Raw genomic sequence first — 16,562 nt, 5'->3', positions numbered from 1 at the left:
CGGGACAGTCTGACTGTCCCGTTTTTTCATGGGCGCGGCGCGCCGCCTCACTCGATGCGGCAGGCCTCGCCGAACGCCAGGCGCGGCGCGCGCGGACGCAGCTTGGCGATGTCGCCATAGCCGAGGTTGCACAGGAAGTTGGACTTGACCGGGGTGCCGGCAAAGAAGGCGGCGTCCACCTTGGCGTTGTCGAAGCCGGACATCGGTCCGCAGTCGAGGCCGATCGCGCGCGCCGCCAGGATCAGGTAGCCGCCCTGCAACGACGAGTTGCGGAAGGCGGTGGACTGGATCGCCGCGTCGTTGCCGGCGAACCAGGAGCGGGCGTCGACCGCCGGCGACAGCTGCGGCAGCTTCTCGTAGAACTCCATGTCCATGCCGACGATGACGGTGACCGGCGCGGCCATGGTCTTGTCGGCGTTGCCGGCCGACAGCGCCGGCAGCAGCCGCGCCTTGGCCTGCGGCGAGCGCACGAACACCAGCCGCGCCGGCGAACCGTTGGCCGAGGTCGGCGCCCATTTCATCAGGTCGTACAGCTGCTCCAGCTGGGCGTCGCCGACGGCGCGGTCCTGCCAGCCGTTGTGGGTGCGGGCGTTATAAAACAGGGTGTCGAGGGCGGTCTGGTCGAGCATGGGGTGATCCTTCAAGGTTAAGAAATTGCCGTGGTGGCGGTACGCATTGTATCGAGCGGGTACAATGGCGCCATGTTTAATCCATCTTCCAACGACGTGCGCCGCTTCTTCTGCGAGGTGTACCGCAAGCAGCGCGCCAACGAGATCCTGACGCCGCTAGAAACCATGGCCGGCGACTGGGTGCGCCACCATCCCGAATACCACGACCTGCTGGCCGACGTCGAGCACGCGCTCACGCGCGACTACTCGGTGGGCGGCGCCCAGGCCAATCCGTTTTTGCATTTGGCTATGCACCTGTCGATCGACGAGCAGATCTCGATCGACCAGCCGCGCGGCATCCGCGACGCCGCCACCGCGCTCACGCTCAAGCTCGACGACGCGCACGCGGCGCAGCATGAAATCATGGAATGCCTGGGCGAGATGATCTGGACCGCCCAGCGCAACGGCACGCCCCCGGACGGCGACGCCTACATCGAAGCGATCAAGCGCCGCCTGTAAAAAGCTGGGGTCAAGTCTGACATTCGGACACGAGCTCTGCCGTAAGCGCGCGCTTACCGCAGAGCTCGTGTCCGAATGTCAGACTTGACCCCAATGGTTTTAGCGGTGGACGGCCAGCGTGCCCGGCAGGCTGTGCAGGTAGGCCGCCAGGTCCTTGATGTCCTGGTTGCTCAGCGGCTTGACCTGGCCGGTCATGATCGCGTTGTTGCGGCCGTTGGCGCCGTCGCCGCGCTTGTAGGCGGTCAGGGCGTGCTCCAGATAATCCTTGTGCTGCCCCGCCAGCTTCGGATAGGCCGGGTCGATCGGGCTGTTGAAGTCCTTGCCGTGGCAGGCGAAGCAGCTGTACTTGTCGGCCAGCGCCTTGCCGGCGTCGATGTTGCCGCCGGCGATGGCGGAGAAGGAGGCGCAGCACAGCACGGCGGTGATCAGTTTTTTCATGGGCTCGCTCCTCATTTCGCGGCGGTGGCGGTGGCGGTCTGCTGCGAATAAAACGCGGCGACGTCGGCGATGTCCTGGTCCGACAGGCTGGTGGCGATCCCCTTCATCGACGGATGCTTGCGGTCGCCCTTCTGGTACGCCTTGAGCGCGCTCTCGATATACTTGGCCGACTGGCCGCCGATCATCGGCACCTGGAACACTTCGGGGAAGGTGGCCTTGTAGCCGGGGATCCCGTGACATCCAATACACATTTCAATCTTCGCTTTGGCGTTCTGGGCGTTGCCCACGAGGTCCGCCGCCGTGGCGATTTGAGCTAGGCCTGCGAGCACGAGAAGTGCGGTGATTTTTTTCATGGTATTTGCAAGGTAAGTAATCGGATACTACCGCGGATGCAAAACTTGACTTTTGCACTATTAATCTTCGATTCTAACTCAAGACTTTCTGCCGCGCCACAGAGAATCATTGCCGCCACAACACACCGTCCGGCCCGGCCCACCCGAGCACCTCCTCTAGCGAACTCCCCTATACTGTCGCCACTCCCTTCTTTTTGAGACCGACACGCATGCACGCCCCACAACGCTTCGAAGGCTCCGACCAGTACGTCGCGACCCATGACCTGAAACTGGCCGTGAATGCGGCCTTGACGCTGCAGCGCCCGCTCCTGATCAAGGGCGAGCCGGGCACCGGCAAGACCATGCTGGCCGAGCAGGTCGCCGCCGCGCTCGACATGCCGCTGATGCAGTGGCACATCAAGTCCACCACCAAGGCCCAGCAGGGGTTGTATGAATACGACGCCGTGTCGCGTTTGCGCGACTCCCAGCTCGGCGACGAGCGCGTGCGCGACATCCACAACTACATCGTCAAGGGCGTGCTGTGGCAGGCCTTCACCGCGCCCGAGCCGGTGGTGCTGCTCATCGACGAGATCGACAAGGCCGACATCGAGTTCCCCAACGACCTGCTGCGCGAACTGGACCGCATGGAGTTCTATGTGTACGAGACGCGCGAGATGGTGCAGGCCAGGCACCGCCCGCTGGTCATCATCACCTCCAACAACGAGAAGGAGCTGCCGGACGCCTTCCTGCGCCGCTGCTTCTTCCACTACATCAAATTCCCCGACCGCGACACGATGGAGCAAATCGTCGCGGTGCACTATCCGCACCTCAAGCAGGAACTGCTGGCGCAGGCGCTGCAGACCTTCTACCAGGTGCGCGACGTGCCGGGCCTGAAGAAGAAGCCGTCCACCTCGGAATTCCTCGACTGGCTCAAGCTGCTGCTGGCCGAGGACATCCCGCCCGAGGCGCTGCGCAGCCAGGACGCCAAGGCCATCGTGCCGCCGCTGCACGGCGCCCTGCTCAAGAACGAGCAGGACGTGCACCTGTTCGAGCGCCTGGTGGCGATGAACCGGGCCAACCGATGATGCACCAGCTCGCCCGCCCCGCCGCCCCGGTCGCCCCCGTCACGCTGGAACTGCACGGCGTGCGCCTCGAGCCGCTCGGCCCGCAGCACGCGGACGGCCTGCGCGCGGCCGCCCACGACGGCGCGCTGTGGACCCTGCGCGTGACCTCGGTGCCCGAGCCGGACCAGGTCGACGCCTACATCGCCACCGCGCTCGAGATGCGCCCCGGCCGGCTGGCCTTCGCCGTGGTCGACGCCGACAGCGGCGCGGTCATCGGCACCACCAGCTACCACGACATCGTGCCGGCCATCGCCCGGCTCGAGATCGGCTACACCTGGTACGCCAAGAGCCGCCAGCGCAGCCACGTCAACACCACCTGCAAGCTGCTGTTGATGACGCACGCCTTCGAGACGCTGGGCGCGGCGCTGGTGGGCCTGCGCACCGACAACTTCAACTTCGCCTCGCAGGCCGCCATCGAGCGCCTGGGCGCGAAGAAGGACGGCGTGCTGCGCCACCACGGCCTGCGCCGCGACGGCACCGTGCGCGACACCGTCATGTACAGCATCGCGGCCGGCGAATGGCCGGAGATCAAGGCCCAGCTGCGCTACCAGCTGGCCCGGCACGGAACCCGCTGACATGCTGATCGACTTCTTCTTCACCCTCAAGGACGCCAGGATCCCGGTCACGATCAAGGAGTTCCTGACCCTGCTCGAGGCGATGCAGAAAAACGTCATCGGCGCCTCGATGGACGAGTTCTACTACCTGGCGCGCCTGACGCTGGTCAAGGACGAGGCCCACTTCGACAAGTTCGACCGCGCCTTCGCGCTGTACTTCAAGGGCGTCAACGCCGCCTTCGACACCAACGGCGCCATCCCGCTGGACTGGCTGGTGCAGCGCATGCGGCGCGAGCTGAGCGAGGAGCAGAAGGCCCAGCTGGAAAAATTCGGCTACGACAAGCTGATGGACCGCCTGGCCGAGCTGCTCAAGGAGCAGAAGGAGCGCCACGAGGGCGGCAGCAAGTGGATCGGCACCGGCGGCACCTCGCCGTTCGGCCACGGCGGCACCAACCCCGAGGGCGTGCGCATCGGCGGCAAGGGCGGCAACCGCACCGCGGTCAAGGTGTGGGAGGCGCGCGCCTACAAGGACTACGACGGCGGGCGCGAGATCGGCACCCGCAACATCAAGGTGGCGCTGCGGCGCCTGCGCAAGTTCGCGCGCCAGGGCGCCGAGGACGAGCTGGCGCTCGACGCCACCATCCGCGCCACCGCCAACAACGCCGGCTTCCTCGACATCAAGATGCGGCCCGAGCGCAAAAACAACATCAAGGTGCTGATGCTGTTCGACGTCGGCGGCACCATGGACGACCACATCGAGCGCACCGAGGAGCTGTTCTCGGCCGCCAAGTCCGAGTTCAAGAACATGGAGTTCTTCTACTTCCACAACTGCGTGTACGACCACCTGTGGAAGAACAACCGGCGCCGCCACGCCGAGCGCTTCCCGGCCTGGGACATCCTGCGCAAATACCCGCCCGACACCAAGCTGATCTTCGTGGGCGACGCCACCATGAGCCCCTACGAGGTGCTGCAGCCGGGCGGCTCGGTCGAGTACAACAACGAGGAGGCCGGCAGCGCGTGGCTGGCGCGCTTCACCGCCGCCTTCCCCAAGTTCGCCTGGCTCAACCCCGAGCCGGAGGGCGTGTGGCAGTACCGGCAATCGGTGGCCATCATCGGCCAGCTGATGAACGGGCGCATGTTCCCGCTGACCATGGACGGCCTGGAGCGCGCCATGCGTACGCTGAGCAAATAAACGGGCGAACACAAGTGTTGCCCGCGTAAAACAATGTAAAGAGCACTCGCTACAATTTTAAACAAATATCCGCTTGTTATCGTAACGTACGACGTATAGCCTGTCTTTTCTTTATGCTGTGGGCCCCGAACCCGCCTACCCAGACCGCAGGTGTTTATGCTTCGAACAAGAAAAATCCGGCTGCGCCTGCGCAGCCTGGCGCGCCACGCCAGCGTCCGCCTGGTGTGGACCTTGCTGCTGCTGCTGGCGGCGCTGATCGTCCTGCTCGACCTCGACACCGGCGCCACCATCTCCTATTCTCCCTTCCTGGTGGCGCCCACCGCGCTGGCGGCCTGGCTGCTGGGACGGCGCGGCGCGCTGCTGTTCGTCGCGCTCTCCAGCGCGGCCCGCGTGTACGACTACGCCACCACCCGCGGCCAGCACGACGGCCCCGCCCTGCTGCTGTACGAGCTGGCGCAGAGCGCCGCGCTGTACGGCCTGGTCGCGCTGCTGGTGCTGTACCTGCGCGGCCGGCGCGACGCGCTGCTGCGCCACGCGCGCAAGGTGCGCGACGCCGCGCGCCGCGAGCGCCACCGCCGCCGGCTCGACTCGGCCATCCGCCGCGCCGTGCCCGAGGACGTGGCCGCCATCATCGGCCTGACCACCTCGGGCGGCGAGAGCGGCGGCTTCGACCAGTCCGTCACCGACGGCGTGCGCCAGGCCGCGCTGGCCGCCTCCTTCAGCGCCGGCATCGTCGACGGCGCCGCGCTGCGCGACCTGTGGAGCGGCGGCACCGCCACCGTGCCGATCGAGTTCTGGGTGTGCGAGATCGACGCCCGCGTGGTCGCCTACATGATGATACTGGGGGTCGACGCGCAGAAGGGCATGCAGCGCGAGCTGCACGCCATGGTGGTCGAGGACCGCCACCGCGGCCACGGCGTGGGCGGCATGATGGTGGACTTCTTCTGCACCCACTACAAGCACCGCCGCCTGGTGGCGGCCTGCCGCGACGGCTCGGCCATGCTGCGCATGCTGACGCGGCGCGGCTTCGCGCCGCTGACCCGCAGCGACCAGGGCTACCTGATCCTGGCGCGCGACTAGCGCGTCCGGGGCGGTCCGACCTAGGCCGGCAGCTGCAGCCGGTAGCCCACCGCCGTCTCGGTCAGCAGGTAGCGCGGCTGGGTGGGGTCGGCCTCCAGCTTGTGGCGCAGGTGGCCCATGTAGATGCGCAGGTAGTGGCCGTTCTCCGACTGCGACGGCCCCCACACGGCGCGCAGCAGCTGCGGATTGCTCATCACGCGACCGGCGTTGCCGACCAGGACCGCCAGCAGCCGGTACTCGGTCGGCGTCAGGTGCACATGCTCGCCGCCGCGCGTGACGCGGCGGTTCTGCAGGTCGACCGCGACGTCGCCGAAGCGCACCAGGCCGGCGTGGTCGGCGGCCGGCTGGCGCTGGCGGCGCAAGGTGGCGCGCACCCGCGCCAGCAGCTCGCCCACGCCGAACGGCTTGGTCAGGTAATCGTCGGCGCCGGCGTCCAGCGCGCGGATCTTGTCGGCCTCGTTGACGCGCGCCGACAGCACGATCACCGGCACGCCGGACCACTTGCGCAGGTCGGTCATGAAGTCGACGCCGTCGCCGTCCGGCAGCCCGAGGTCGAGCACCACCAGGTCGGGCTTGCGGGTGCCGGCGTCGATCAGGCCGCGCTGCAAGGTGCCCGCCTCGTGCACCTGCCAGCCCTCCTCCTCCAGCGCGGCGCGCACGAAGCGGCGGATCTGCGGTTCGTCCTCCACCAGCAAGGCGGTGGGGGCGGTGTCGGGAGTGCTCATAAGATTCCTTCGGTTTCCGGTTCCGGCATGGCCGGCGGGGTGCCCAGCGGCAGCGTCATGACGAAGGCCGCCCCGCCCAGCGGCGACGGCGCGGCATGGATGCGGCCGCCGTGCGCGTCGACGATGGCGCGGCAGATCGCCAGCCCCAGCCCCACGCCCGGCTTGGCCGACTCGCGCTCGCCGCGGGTGAATTTCTCGAACACGGCTTCCTCGCGCCCGTGCGGCAGGCCGGGACCGTCATCATAGACCATGACGTCGATCCAGGCGCCGCGCAGCGCGGCCGCGATCTCGATGCGCGAGCCGGGCGGCGTGTACTTGGCGGCGTTCTCCAGCAGGTTGCACAACACCCGTTCGATCAGCACGGCGTCAAAGCTGAGCAAGGGCAGCGCGGCCGGCAGATGGGTGCTCACCGTGTGGCCGTGCAGCAGCGAGGCGCTGGCGCGCAGCGCGCTGCCGACCACCTCCTCCAGCGCCTGCCACTGCAGGTTGAACTTGACCTCGCCGCTCTGGATGCGCGCCATGTCGAGCAGGTTGGCCACCAGCGCGCTCATGCGCAACGCCTCGTCGTGCAGCAGGGTCGCCGTCTCCAGCTGGGCCGGGGCCAGCGCCGGCTTGGAGCCGGCCAGCGATTCGGACAGGCCCACCAGCGAGGTCAACGGTGTGCGCAGGTCGTGCGACAGCGCCGCCAGCAGCGAGTTGCGCAACCGTTCCGACTCCATGTTGACCAGCGCGTTCTGCGCCACCTCGATGTAGTGCACCCGCTCCAGCGCGATCGCGGCCAGCGCGGCGAAGGTGTCGAGCTGCTGGCGCTGCTCCGGGATCAGCATCCAGCGCCGGTGCTCGGGCTCGATCGCCAGCACGCCGCGGGTGCGCATCGGCGCCACCAGCGGCAGGTAGAAGATGCGGCTGGCCGGCAGGGTGTCGGTGCCCAGGCCGGCGCTCTCGGCGCGGTCGTAGGCCCATTGGGCGATGCCGACGTCGAGCACCGCGCGGTGGTTGCGGGCGCCGGCGTCGGCCTCGCGCGGCGTGGTCGCGGCCGGCGGCGGCAGCAGGCGGCCGGCGTCGTCCGGCACCAGCAGCGTGGCGCGGGCGTGGAAGGCGCGCTGGATGCAGCTCTGGGTGGTCTCGAAGATCTGCTCGGTCTGCAGCGCGCCCGACAGCTCGCGGGCGAACTCGTACAGCGCGCGCGAGCGCTTCTCGCGGTGCGAGGCCACGCGCGCCTGGAAGCGCAGGTCGGCCGTCAGGTGGCCGGTGATCAGGCCCACCGCCAGCATCACGACAAAGGTGATCAGGTACTGGAAGTCCGACACCGCGAAGGTGAAGCGCGGCGGCACGAAGAAGAAGTCGAAGCAGGCCACGCTGACGCAGGTGGCCAGCACCGACGGCCCGCGGCCGAAGCGCACCGCCACCAGCACCACCACCAGCAGGAACAGCATGGCGATGTTGGCCAGGTCGAGGTAGGCCAGCAAGGGTGTGGCCAGCAAGGCGGTGGCGACGCTGGCGCCGCTGGCGGTGACGTAGCCGAGCACGCGCTTGCGCGTCAGTTCCGTGTCCGGCTCGCCGTCCGGACCGCCATCGGCGGCGCTGGCGCCGCGCGCGACCGGCGCCGCCTCGTTGCGGGGCGCGCCGATCTCCACCAGGTCGATGTCGGGCGCGTAGCGCGCCAGGCGCTTGATGTGGGGCTTGCGCCACGGCCAGGTCGGATGGGCGCGGCCCAGCACGATCTTCGACAGGTTGTGGCTGCGCGCATAGTCCACCGTCGCCAGCGCGATGTCGTGTCCGGACACCACGGCGGTGGTCGCGCCCAGGTCTTCGGCCAGTTTCAGGATCTTGAGGATGTGTTCGCGCTGCGCGGCCGGCAGCCGTTGCAGCGACGGGGTCTCGACATAGATCGCGTGCCAGCCCGTTCCCAGCTGGCTGGCCAGGCGCGCCGTGCTGCGCACCGTGTGCTCGCCGCCCGGACGCGGGCCGACGCAGGCCAGCAGCGCGGCGCCGGTCTTCCAGATGTCGGCGATCGACTGCTCGACGCGGTAGGCGCGCACATCGTCCTCGATGCGGTCGGCGGTGCGGCGCAGCGCCAGCTCGCGCAAGGCGATCAGGTTACCCTTGCGGAAAAAATTCCTGGAAGCGCGCTCGGCCTGCTGTTCCTTGTAGACCTTGCCGCCCTTGAGGCGGGCCAGCAGCTCGTCGGCCGGGATGTCGACCAGCACCACCTCGTCGGCCTCATCGAACACGGTGTCGGGCACGGTTTCGCCGACGCGGATGCCGGTGATGCCGCCGACCACGTCGTTCAGGCTTTCCAGGTGCTGCACGTTGACCGTGGTGAGCACGTCGATGCCGGCGTCGAGCAGCTCCTCGACGTCCTGCCAGCGCTTGGGGTGGCGCGAGCCGGGCGCGTTCGAGTGCGCCAGCTCGTCCATCAGGATCAGCGGCGGCCGGCGTTGCAGCGCACCGTCGATGTCGAACTCGGCGATCTGCTTGCCGCGATAGGCCACCTGCTTGAGCGGCAGCACGTCCAGTCCCTCCAGCATGGCCGCGGTGTCGCTGCGGCCATGGGTCTCGATCACGCCGACCAGCACCGGCTGGCCGTCGGCCTGCAGCTTGCGGGCCGCGGCCAGCATGGCGTAGGTCTTGCCCACGCCGGCCGAGGCGCCGAAGTAGATGCGCAGCTTGCCGCGCGCCGCCTTGCGGTCCTGGGCTTGCACCTGGGCCAGCAAGGCGTCCGGGTCGGGGCGTTCTTTATCGTTGGGGAACATGAAGGATCGCTAAAAATGCTGATTTAGCGAGTATGCGCACTTTCCGCGTCCAGCGCCAGATTGAGCGCCAGCACATTGACGCGCGGCTCGCCGAAGAAGCCCAGCACCTGCGACTGGCGCTGGGCGTCGATCAGCGCCTGCACGCGGGCCGGCGGCAGCTGGCGCACGGCGGCGATGCGCGCCACCTGGTACTGGGCGCCGGCCACGCTGAGCTCGGGATCGACGCCGCTGGCCGAGGCCGTGACCAGGTCGACCGGGATGGCCAGCGGGTTGGGCCGGCCTTGCGGCTCGGCCGCCCTGAGGGCGTCGATGCGGCCCTTGACGGCGTCGTTCTGCGCCGGGTTCAGCGGGCCGAGGTTGCTGCCGCCGGAGTTGGCGGCGTTGTTGGGCATCGGGCCGGTGGCCGACGGACGGCCCCAGAAATACTTGGGCGACGAGAACGACTGGCCGATCAGCGAGGAGCCGATCGCCTTGCCGTTCACTTCGATCATGCTGCCGGCGGCCTGCGCCGGAAAGATGGCGCTGCCGACGCCGGTCACGGCCAGCGGATACAGCACGCCGCAGATCGCGGTCAGGGCGCCGAACAGCACCAGGGCGGGACGAATTTGGGATGTCATGATTACTCTCCTGCGTTAGACGAGATGGAACATGGTCAGCACCACGTCGATCAGTTTGATGCCGGCGAACGGCAGCACCAGCCCGCCCACGCCGTACACCCAGATGTTACGGCGCAGCAGCGCGGCGGCGCCGATGGCGCGGTAGCGCACGCCCTTCAGGGCTAGCGGGATCAGGAACACGATGATCAGCGCGTTGAAGATCACGGCCGACATGATGGCCGAGTTCGGGCTGCTCAGCCGCATCACGTCGAGCGCCTTGAGCGCCGGGAAGGTGCCCACGAAGGCCGCCGGGATGATGGCGAAATACTTGGCCACGTCGTTGGCGATCGAGAACGTGGTCAGCGAGCCGCGCGTCATCAGCATCTGCTTGCCGATTTCGACGATCTCCAGCAGCTTGGTCGGGTTCGAATCCAGGTCGACCATGTTGCCGGCCTCCTTGGCCGCCTGCGTGCCCGAGTTCATCGCCACCGCGACGTCGGCCTGGGCCAGCGCCGGCGCGTCGTTGGTGCCGTCGCCGGTCATGGCCACCAGCCGGCCCTCGGCCTGGTAGCTGCGGATCAGCTTGAGCTTGTCCTCCGGCGTGGCCTCGGCCAGGAAGTCGTCCACGCCCGCCTCGGCGGCGATGGCGGCGGCGGTCAGCTTGTTGTCGCCGGTGATCATCACGGTCTTGATGCCCATGCGGCGCAGCTCGGCGAAGCGCTCCTTGATGCCGCCCTTGACGATGTCCTTCAGCTCGACCACGCCCATCACGCGGCCGGCATCGACCACCACCAGCGGCGTGCTGCCGCGGCGCGCCACGTCGTCCACCGCGCGCGCCACCTCGGCCGGATACGGCCGGCCCATGGCCTCGACGTACTGGCGCACCGTGTCGGCCGCGCCCTTGCGCACGGCGCGCGGCGCGGCGCCCGATTCGGCGCCCTCGCCCAGGTCGACGCCGCTCATGCGGGTCTGCGCGGTGAACGGCACGAACACCGCGTTCAGCGCCGCCATCTCGCGTTCGCGGATGTTGAACTTCTGCTTGGCCAGCACCACGATGCTGCGCCCTTCCGGCGTGTCGTCGGCCAGCGAGGCCAGTTGCGCCACGTCGGCCAGCTGCTGCTCGCTCACGCCCGGCGCCGGCATGAAGGCCGAGGCCTGGCGGTTGCCCAGCGTGATGGTGCCGGTCTTATCCAGCAGCAGCACGTCGACGTCGCCGGCCGCCTCCACCGCGCGGCCCGATGTGGCGATCACGTTGGCCTGCATCATGCGGCTCATGCCGGCCACGCCGATGGCCGACAGCAGGCCGCCGATGGTGGTCGGGATCAGGCACACCAGCAGCGCGATCAGCACGGTGATGCTGATCGGCGTGCCCGATTTGGCCGCCTCCACCGAGAACAGCGAGAACGGCAGCAGCGTCACGGTCACCACCAGGAACACGATGGTCAGCGCCACCAGCAGGATGGTCAGGGCGATCTCGTTGGGCGTCTTCTGGCGCTTGGCGCCCTCCACCATCGAGATCATGCGGTCGAGGAAGGTCTCGCCCGGATTGGCGGTGACCTTGACCACCAGCCAGTCCGACAGCACGCGGGTGCCGCCCGTGACGCTGGAAAAATCGCCGCCCGACTCGCGGATCACCGGCGCCGATTCGCCGGTGATGGCGCTCTCGTCGACCGAGGCCACGCCCTCGATCACCTCGCCGTCGATGGGGATCACGTCGCCCGCCTCGACCAGCACGAAGTGGCCCTTGCGCAGGTCGGCGGCCGGCTGCGGCAGCCAGGTGGTGCCGTGCTTGGGCGAGGCCAGCTTCTTGGCCGTGACCGACTGCTTCAGGCTGCGCAGCGAGGCCGCCTGCGCCTTGCTGCGGCCCTCGGCCAGCGCCTCGGCGAAGTTGGCGAACAACACCGTGAACCACAGCCAGACGCTGGTGGCCAGGATGAAGCCGGGCGCCGCCTCGCCCTGGCCGTACAGCGCCTGGAAGTACAGCAGCGTGGTGATGATGCTGCCGACGTAGACCACGAACATGACCGGGCTGCGCACCTGGACGCGCGGGCTCAGCTTGCGGAACGAGTCGACGATGGCCGGCACCAGCAGCTCGGAATCGAACAGCTTGAGCTTCTTGGCGGGCGGATTGGTGAACAGCGTCATCTCTTTTTGAGTAGCTTGTGACATGGTGATTCCTTATTTGGCAAACAGCTGCAGGTGTTCGACCACGGGGCCGAGCGCCAGCGCCGGAACGTAATTGAGCACGCCGACCAGGGCGACCACGCCCACCAGCAGGCCGACGAAGATCGGGCCGTGGGTCGGCAGCGTGCCGGAGTTCACTTCCAGGCGCTGCTTGCCGGCCAGCGAACCGGCGATCGCCAGGATAGGCACGATCACGCCGAAGCGGCCGAACCACATGGCGATGGCCAGCATGGTGTTGTAGAACGGCGTGTTGGCCGACAGGCCGCCGAAGGCGCTGCCGTTGTTGTTGGCGGCCGAGCTGAACGCGTACAGGATCTCCGAGAAGCCGTGCGCGCCGGGGTTGAGGATGCCGGCCTTGCCGGCGTCGCACATGACGGCGATGGCGGTGCCGGCCAGCACCAGCGTCGGCGTGACCAGGATGGCGATCGAGGTCATCTTCATTTCATACGACTGGATCTTCTTGCCCAGGTATTCGGGCGTACGGCCTATCATCAGGCCGGCGATGAACACCGCCATGATGGCGAAGATCAGCATGCCGTACAGGCCGGAGCCGACGCCGCCGAAGATCACCTCGCCGAACTGCATCAGCAGCATCGGAATCATGCCGCCGATCGGCATGAAGGAATCGTGCCAGGCGTTGACCGCGCCGCACGAGGCCGCCGTGGTCACCGCCGCGAACAGCGTGGTGGCGCTGATGCCGAAGCGCGCCTCCTTGCCCTCCATGTTGCCGCCCGGTTGCAGCGCGTTCATCGACTGGTCGACGCCCATCGCCTGCAGCGCGGGGTGGGCCTGCTGCTCGGCGCCCATCACCGTCACGGTGCACGCGACGAACAGCAAGGTCATGGCGGCCAGCACGGCCCAGCCCTGGCGCTGGTCGCCGACCATGCGGCCGAAGGCGAAGCACAGGCCGGCCGGGATCAGGAAGATCGACAGCATCTGCGCGAAGTTGGTCAGCGCGGTCGGGTTCTCGTAGGGGTGGGCCGAGTTGGCGTTGAAGAAGCCGCCGCCGTTGGTGCCCAGCATCTTGATCGCTTCCTGCGACGCGACCGGACCCATGGCGATGCTCTGGGTCGAGGTGGTCAGCGTTTCGGTGACCGGCTCGCCCTTGGCGTCCTTCAGCGGCTGGCCGTCCGCGCCCACCTTCGGCTGGGTGTAGGTGACCGGATCCATCAGGGCCACGTCCTTGTAGGCCGAGAAGTTCTGGATCGCGCCCTGCCCCACCAGGAACACGGCGAAGATGAACGACAGCGGCAGCAGCACATACAGCGTGGAGCGGGTGACGTCGACCCAGAAATTGCCGATCGATTTGGCCGAGCGCGACGAGAAGCCGCGGATCAGCGCGTAGGCCACGGCGATGCCGGTGGCGGCCGAGAAGAAGTTCTGGCCGGCCAGCACCAGCATCTGGGTCAGGTAGCTCATGGTCGTCTCGCCGCCGTAGCCCTGCCAGTTGGTGTTGGCGACGAAGCTGACGGCGGTGTTGAACGAGGAATCCGGGCTGACGTTGCCCAGCCCCTGGGGATTGAGCGGCAGGTACAGCTGCACGCGCTGCAGCCCGTAGGTCGCCAGCGCGCCCAGGCCGTTGAACAGCATCAGCGCGATGGCGTAGGCCTTCCAGTTCTGGCCTTCGACCTTGCCGTCCTTGCCGGCGATGCCGGCGGCGCGGTACAACAGGGACTCGATCTTGCCCAGCCAGCCGAAGCCCGGGACGGCGCCGCCGTCGCCGACGCGCGCCAGCAGAATGCCCAGCGGGTAGGACAGCGCCAGCAGCGCGGCCAGGAACACCACCAGCAGGATGATGGATTGCGTAGTCATCACAGATCCTCCGCTTTCAACAAGGCCACCACCAGGTAGACCAGCAGGCCGGCCGAAGCCAGGGCCCCAATCAGATAAAAGGTGTTCATTGCTTGCCTCCCAATTTGTCGCAACCGGCGGCGAACGCCACGATCACGCCGAAGAAGACCACCAACGCACCGATAAATACGATATCCATCACACCCCTCACAGGTCTTGTTTTGATACCCGAAAGGTTAGCGACAAGGGTCTAAAGATTGTGTAAAGACTTGCGGAGGGGGTGTAAACAAAGCGTAAAAATCCGGCGGGAGTATGGGTATGGGGTGGTGTTTTGAAGTCCTTGCACTGAAACCCACTGCTTTTTCGACTGAATCCCGCTGATTGAACCTTATTTCAGGCCGCAGGTCTAAATCAGTGGGTATCAGTCAAAATCAGTGGAGAAAGCAGTCATGAACAGTGCAATCAGCGTGAAAGTCCCCACCCATACCCTGCTCGCCCTGATCGAACAGGCCGGCTTGAACGGCGAATCGCAAGACCCGTCGGCGATCATTTTGAAGGCGGTGGAATTCTGGCTGGCCGCGCAACAGCAACGCGCGCCGGCCGCGGCGGGTGGCGACGTCCAAGGCTACCAATGGAAGTCGCTGTTTCTGCCGGAAGGCACACAGATACGCTGCAACACCTACGGCGAGCAGTATTACGCCATCGTGGAAGGCGACGCCATCGTGTACCAGGGGCGCAAGCTGTCGCCCAACCAGCTCGCGTCGCTGCACGCCGACAGCGTGCGCAACGCCTGGAACGACTTGTACCTCCGCCGTCCCGGCGACAAATTCTACAAATCCGCCAGCCGGCTGCGGCGCGAACAGGCCGCCGCCGACCAAGCCGCCCGCACCCCGCCCGAAGCGCCCGCCGTGGCCTCCGCGCCCGCGATCCCGGCCCGCGCCGAGCCTGCGCACTACCCGCCGGCGCAAGCCACCCCGCCCCGCGACGCCATGCCCGGCCAGGGCTGGACGCTGCCCGAGCGCCGCAAATACCGTTTCCGGCTGGAGGACGTCGCCTTCGAATGAAGACCTGCATTTACGCTTTATTTACAGACGGGGCCCGACTATTTAGAACATTTTTACGTGGGCAGGAATACGCTTTTTCTGTCGCAACTACGTAAAGAAAATATGCTTACCTCCCTACACGGCATCTGGGTGCCGCTGGTCACCCCCATGCATCACGGTGAAATCGATTTACCTCGTTTGCAAAACCTGGCCGCCGACCTGATAGACCAGGGCGTGCACGGCCTGGTGGTGTGCGGCACCACCGGCGAAGCGCCGCAGCTGGACCTGGCCGAACAAGGCGCCGCGCTGGCCGCCGTGCTGGAGACGGCGCACAAGCGCTGCCCGGTGCTGATGGGCATAGGCGGCAGCGACACCTACGCCGCCGCCAGCCGCGTGCTGCAATTCGACGACATGGACCTGGCAGGCTATCTGGTATCGACGCCGGCCTACGTGCGCCCCTCGCAGGAAGGCCTGCTGCGCCACTTCGAGACCATCGCCGCCTCGACCGGACGCCCCATCGTGCTGTACAACGTGCCGGCGCGCACCGGCGTCAACCTGGAGCTGGCCACCGCCACCCGGCTGGCCGAGCGGCCGCAGTTCGCCGCCATCAAGGAAGCCGGCGGCAGGCTGCGCCAGATCACCGACCTGGTCGAACACACGCCGCTGTCGGTGCTGTGCGGCGACGACGCGCTGCTGCTGGCCGCGCTGTGCGGCGGCGCCCACGGCGCCATCTCGGCCTCGGCCCACATCCGCGTCGACCTGTTCGTGCGGCTGTACGAGCTGGTCGAAGCGCAACGCCTGCCCGAGGCGCGCGCGCTGTTCGCCGGCATGCAATCGTTGATCCAGCTGATGTTCTCGGAGCCCAATCCCGCGCCGCTCAAGGCCGCGCTGGCGATGCAGGGCGTGCTGCGCGAGGAGCTGCGCCTGCCCATGACGCCGGCCACCAACGCCTGCAAGGCGCGCATCGCCACCATGCTGGAAGTGCTGGACGCGATCCCCCTCCACACCCCGGCGGAGGCCATATGATCGTCGCCCTCACTGGCATGGACGGCAACGCCACCGTCTCCGACCTGGCCGAAGACCTGGCGATGCTGCGCGTGGCGGCCGGCAGCCGGGTGCTGCTGGTCAGCCCCAACCCCGGTGCCTACGATCCCCATCTGTACGACGACCTGGTGATCGACGCCTCCCACCGCAACGCCGACGCCGCGCTGGCCCGCGCCGCCGTCATCGTGGCGCTGGTGCGCCCGGCCGACATCGAGCAAGGCCGCCACGCCGACTTCCTGGCCCGCCTTCGCCACGCGCAGGAGCGCAATCCCGGCGCCCGCGTGCTGGTGACCGTGGCGCACGGCAGCGAGCCGCTCACGCCCCACCAGACCGGATGCCTGCTGGTGTTCGTCGCGCAGATCCCCGGCGCGCGTCTGGCCGACACGCTGGAACTCGACCAGCGCGGCACCTACCACTCCCACCACAGCGAACTGGAACTGGACTCGCGCAAAACGGCCTACGTGCTGTGCGCGCCCGAAGTGCGCCACCTGTACAGCGAAGTATTCCGCGGCGGCCGCTCCTGCCGCTAGACGAAAAAAAGGGGCGCGCGCACAGCGCCGCCCCCTCGACAACCGG

At 67.7% G+C, this 16,562-nt stretch carries 17 protein-coding genes; 8 read left to right on the top strand and 9 right to left on the bottom strand.

Features of this window, described 5'->3' with window-relative positions; translation table 11 throughout:
- Positions 1-47: 47 nt before the first annotated feature.
- On the bottom strand, positions 48-629 hold the full coding sequence (locus tag HUX88_RS01740; RefSeq protein WP_176360612.1) for a malonic semialdehyde reductase: 582 nt from the start codon (positions 627-629) through the stop codon (positions 48-50).
- 72 nt (positions 630-701) lie between these two features.
- On the opposite strand from HUX88_RS01740, the gene HUX88_RS01735 reads away from it, so the two are divergent.
- The gene (locus tag HUX88_RS01735; RefSeq protein WP_176360611.1) at positions 702-1,127 is read left to right on the top strand and encodes a DUF1841 family protein; all 426 of its coding nucleotides are present in this window, start codon (positions 702-704) and stop codon (positions 1,125-1,127) included.
- Between the two features lie 99 nt (positions 1,128-1,226).
- Here the strand turns inward: HUX88_RS01735 and HUX88_RS01730 are convergent, their stop codons facing one another.
- Positions 1,227-1,565: a cytochrome c gene (locus HUX88_RS01730; protein WP_117012097.1), complete on the bottom strand. Its 339-nt coding sequence runs from the start codon at positions 1,563-1,565 to the stop codon at positions 1,227-1,229.
- Between the two features lie 11 nt (positions 1,566-1,576).
- Positions 1,577-1,918 (bottom strand): cytochrome c, encoded by a 342-nt coding sequence (locus tag HUX88_RS01725; RefSeq protein WP_117012098.1) that lies wholly within the window; start codon positions 1,916-1,918, stop codon positions 1,577-1,579.
- 209 nt (positions 1,919-2,127) lie between these two features.
- On the opposite strand from HUX88_RS01725, the gene HUX88_RS01720 reads away from it, so the two are divergent.
- The 4 genes from HUX88_RS01720 (at position 2,128) to HUX88_RS01705 (ending at position 5,847) form a co-directional block, all read left to right on the top strand.
- A complete protein-coding gene (locus tag HUX88_RS01720; RefSeq protein WP_176360610.1) occupies positions 2,128-2,982 on the top strand; it encodes a MoxR family ATPase in 855 nt (284 codons plus the stop codon).
- Positions 2,982-3,596, top strand: coding sequence for a GNAT family N-acetyltransferase (locus HUX88_RS01715; RefSeq protein WP_176360790.1), 615 nt, complete (start codon positions 2,982-2,984; stop codon positions 3,594-3,596). Before HUX88_RS01720 ends, HUX88_RS01715 begins: the two co-directional genes overlap by 1 nt.
- A 1-nt stretch (position 3,597) precedes the next feature.
- Positions 3,598-4,767, top strand: coding sequence for a VWA domain-containing protein (locus HUX88_RS01710; RefSeq protein WP_176360609.1), 1,170 nt, complete (start codon positions 3,598-3,600; stop codon positions 4,765-4,767).
- Positions 4,768-4,923: 156 nt separating this feature from the next.
- Entirely contained in the window at positions 4,924-5,847 is a 924-nt protein-coding gene (locus HUX88_RS01705) for a GNAT family N-acetyltransferase (protein ID WP_176360608.1), read from the top strand.
- A 20-nt stretch (positions 5,848-5,867) separates the two neighbouring features.
- Here HUX88_RS01705 and kdpE read toward each other — a convergent pair whose 3' ends face one another.
- The 6 genes from kdpE to kdpF are packed head-to-tail and all read right to left on the bottom strand — an operon-like array spanning position 5,868 to position 14,009.
- Positions 5,868-6,572, bottom strand: a complete 705-nt coding sequence (gene kdpE / locus HUX88_RS01700; RefSeq protein WP_117012103.1) for a two-component system response regulator KdpE — start codon at positions 6,570-6,572, stop codon at positions 5,868-5,870.
- On the bottom strand, positions 6,569-9,328 hold the full coding sequence (kdpD, locus tag HUX88_RS01695) for a two-component system sensor histidine kinase KdpD (protein ID WP_176360607.1): 2,760 nt from the start codon (positions 9,326-9,328) through the stop codon (positions 6,569-6,571). Before kdpD ends, kdpE begins: the two co-directional genes overlap by 4 nt.
- A gap of 23 nt (positions 9,329-9,351) precedes the next feature.
- Positions 9,352-9,945, bottom strand: a complete 594-nt coding sequence (kdpC, locus tag HUX88_RS01690; RefSeq protein WP_176360606.1) for a potassium-transporting ATPase subunit KdpC — start codon at positions 9,943-9,945, stop codon at positions 9,352-9,354.
- A gap of 15 nt (positions 9,946-9,960) precedes the next feature.
- A complete protein-coding gene (gene kdpB / locus HUX88_RS01685; RefSeq protein ID WP_373886738.1) occupies positions 9,961-12,093 on the bottom strand; it encodes a potassium-transporting ATPase subunit KdpB in 2,133 nt (710 codons plus the stop codon).
- A gap of 9 nt (positions 12,094-12,102) precedes the next feature.
- Positions 12,103-13,920: a potassium-transporting ATPase subunit KdpA gene (gene kdpA / locus HUX88_RS01680; RefSeq protein ID WP_176360605.1), complete on the bottom strand. Its 1,818-nt coding sequence runs from the start codon at positions 13,918-13,920 to the stop codon at positions 12,103-12,105.
- Complete coding sequence (gene kdpF / locus HUX88_RS01675; RefSeq protein WP_099418569.1) at positions 13,920-14,009, bottom strand: K(+)-transporting ATPase subunit F; 90 nt, start codon at positions 14,007-14,009, stop codon at positions 13,920-13,922. The genes kdpA and kdpF overlap by 1 nt, the downstream gene beginning before the upstream one ends.
- Positions 14,010-14,348: 339 nt before the next feature.
- On the opposite strand from kdpF, the gene HUX88_RS01670 reads away from it, so the two are divergent.
- The 3 genes from HUX88_RS01670 (at position 14,349) to HUX88_RS01660 (ending at position 16,516) form a co-directional block, all read left to right on the top strand.
- Positions 14,349-14,963: a hypothetical protein gene (locus HUX88_RS01670; protein WP_229219152.1), complete on the top strand. Its 615-nt coding sequence runs from the start codon at positions 14,349-14,351 to the stop codon at positions 14,961-14,963.
- 102 nt (positions 14,964-15,065) lie between these two features.
- On the top strand, positions 15,066-15,968 hold the full coding sequence (dapA, locus tag HUX88_RS01665; RefSeq protein ID WP_176360604.1) for a 4-hydroxy-tetrahydrodipicolinate synthase: 903 nt from the start codon (positions 15,066-15,068) through the stop codon (positions 15,966-15,968).
- A complete protein-coding gene (locus tag HUX88_RS01660) occupies positions 15,965-16,516 on the top strand; it encodes a hypothetical protein (protein ID WP_176360603.1) in 552 nt (183 codons plus the stop codon). The genes dapA and HUX88_RS01660 overlap by 4 nt, the downstream gene beginning before the upstream one ends.
- Positions 16,517-16,562: the final 46 nt, after the last annotated feature.

It is taken from the genome of Duganella sp. BJB1802, assembly GCF_013369445.1.
In the GTDB taxonomy this organism is placed as follows: Bacteria; Pseudomonadota; Gammaproteobacteria; order Burkholderiales; family Burkholderiaceae_D; genus Rugamonas; species Rugamonas vulcania_A.
Note: the sequence above shows the minus strand (reverse complement) of the source record. Positions and strands in the feature narration are given on the sequence as shown.

Coding starts and splice junctions, on each gene's coding strand:
- HUX88_RS01740 (WP_176360612.1), bottom strand. CDS start 629: ATGCTCGACCAGACCGCCCTCGACACCCTGTTTTATAACGCCCGCACC.
- HUX88_RS01735 (WP_176360611.1), top strand. CDS start 702: ATGTTTAATCCATCTTCCAACGACGTGCGCCGCTTCTTCTGCGAGGTG.
- HUX88_RS01730 (WP_117012097.1), bottom strand. CDS start 1,565: ATGAAAAAACTGATCACCGCCGTGCTGTGCTGCGCCTCCTTCTCCGCC.
- HUX88_RS01725 (WP_117012098.1), bottom strand. CDS start 1,918: ATGAAAAAAATCACCGCACTTCTCGTGCTCGCAGGCCTAGCTCAAATC.
- HUX88_RS01720 (WP_176360610.1), top strand. CDS start 2,128: ATGCACGCCCCACAACGCTTCGAAGGCTCCGACCAGTACGTCGCGACC.
- HUX88_RS01715 (WP_176360790.1), top strand. CDS start 2,982: ATGCACCAGCTCGCCCGCCCCGCCGCCCCGGTCGCCCCCGTCACGCTG.
- HUX88_RS01710 (WP_176360609.1), top strand. CDS start 3,598: ATGCTGATCGACTTCTTCTTCACCCTCAAGGACGCCAGGATCCCGGTC.
- HUX88_RS01705 (WP_176360608.1), top strand. CDS start 4,924: ATGCTTCGAACAAGAAAAATCCGGCTGCGCCTGCGCAGCCTGGCGCGC.
- kdpE (WP_117012103.1), bottom strand. CDS start 6,572: ATGAGCACTCCCGACACCGCCCCCACCGCCTTGCTGGTGGAGGACGAA.
- kdpD (WP_176360607.1), bottom strand. CDS start 9,328: ATGTTCCCCAACGATAAAGAACGCCCCGACCCGGACGCCTTGCTGGCC.
- kdpC (WP_176360606.1), bottom strand. CDS start 9,945: ATGACATCCCAAATTCGTCCCGCCCTGGTGCTGTTCGGCGCCCTGACC.
- kdpB (WP_373886738.1), bottom strand. CDS start 12,093: ATGTCACAAGCTACTCAAAAAGAGATGACGCTGTTCACCAATCCGCCC.
- kdpA (WP_176360605.1), bottom strand. CDS start 13,920: ATGACTACGCAATCCATCATCCTGCTGGTGGTGTTCCTGGCCGCGCTG.
- kdpF (WP_099418569.1), bottom strand. CDS start 14,009: ATGAACACCTTTTATCTGATTGGGGCCCTGGCTTCGGCCGGCCTGCTG.
- HUX88_RS01670 (WP_229219152.1), top strand. CDS start 14,349: ATGAACAGTGCAATCAGCGTGAAAGTCCCCACCCATACCCTGCTCGCC.
- dapA (WP_176360604.1), top strand. CDS start 15,066: ATGCTTACCTCCCTACACGGCATCTGGGTGCCGCTGGTCACCCCCATG.
- HUX88_RS01660 (WP_176360603.1), top strand. CDS start 15,965: ATGATCGTCGCCCTCACTGGCATGGACGGCAACGCCACCGTCTCCGAC.